General features: G+C 42.4%; 1 protein-coding gene and 1 pseudogene. Both read right to left on the reverse strand.

Annotated features, from left to right (window positions below; genetic code table 11):
• The coding region (locus tag G468_RS0117975; protein WP_026824145.1) for an Rpn family recombination-promoting nuclease/putative transposase at window positions 1-710 on the reverse strand (710 nt) is incomplete at its 3' end.
• A gap of 121 nt (window positions 711-831) precedes the next feature.
• A pseudogene (locus G468_RS24340) lies at window positions 832-1,322 on the reverse strand (hypothetical protein); the annotation flags it as partial.

Consider the following 1,322-nt stretch of genomic DNA (forward strand, 5'->3'; position numbering starts at 1 on the left):
TCTGATTGTTTCGCTATCTCAGTGATAAATTCCATTGGCTTTTTGGTGTTACCTTCTTGGATGAGATAGTTAAACAGAGTGATAACCTGATTATCAGTATAATAATTATACGACAACAGTTTAACAATACCATCTAGTAGCTCATTCATATCCCGTCTGCGAATGTGCTTTTGGATGAGCTCCAGTAACGCCATTCGCTTATGCTGCATAATCTCACCATCATCAAGCGTGGTGACATCAACCAGCTTAAACGGTTTGGTATATATCTTTTCGGCAATATCTCTGCCACTAAAGCAGTCTAGCCAATCTGTACTATACGGGTGAGGGCTTTTCTCACCGCAGTAAAACAGAATAGGGAAAACCAGCGGTAACTCTTTGTGCCCTGCTTCCAGATGCTTCTGCATGGCTGCCATACAGTAACGCATGAGTCGCCATGCCATCAATCTATCAGGCGTTGACTGGTGTTCAATCAGCAGATAGAGATAACCGCTTCCCTTTGTCGTACTGACCGAGTAAAGAATATCACTCTGATAGTTTTTCATTTCACTATCGACAAATGAGCTAGATTCCACTTTTAGGCTATCTAAGTCACACAGTGCTTTAATTTCATCCGGTAGCCAGATATCAAAGAAGTCTTTAGCCGTCTCTTTCTCACTTAAAAATTGCTTGAATATCGCATCGTGGGGCGTTGGGGTGAATTTTTTAGTCATTTGATATCTTCAATTAGCGTTAATAGCAATTGGTATTTTTTCAAATAAAAACTATATTGAAAAAGTTATTCATTTCTTGGTTCAGCTTTAACATGACGCCCCTATTGTTTAGGGGTATTTTTCAATGACTCGGACTAAACAGGGATTTTTTCCGTTCTTCCAACACCGCGCCCACCTCTTTCGCTTTTCTCTCGGCCTCAAAAAACCCGTGGACTATTTCACCGTCTGGAAATCGCCAAGCGTCGCCTGTGCCGTTAGCGTGTCTTGCCATCCAAACATCGGTATTCTTTTCTGGAATTAACCGCTTTTTGCTAGTCTTAATCTTCTCACGGAGTTGTATTTTTTCGTCCTCAGACAACTCGGCGGACAATAGGGTACAATGTTCAACGATTTCAGCAAGGCTTTTTTCGTCGGTGGCATCGTCGAGGGCGATTAATGCGGCTTCCAGTTTTGGATGGGTTACTCGTTGTGCCTCTGTGGGCACATCTATCACTGCTTCTGCTTTTTGGCGTAATTTTTCGTTACGTTCACGGATGACATCTCTTATCGATAGTCGCTTAAACGCAGCAGGAGCCATTCTAAGCGGTTTTTCCGTTGAATTTGCATCTTCGT

Source organism: Arsenophonus nasoniae DSM 15247, assembly GCF_000429565.1.
Classification (GTDB): Bacteria; Pseudomonadota; Gammaproteobacteria; order Enterobacterales; family Enterobacteriaceae; genus Arsenophonus; species Arsenophonus nasoniae.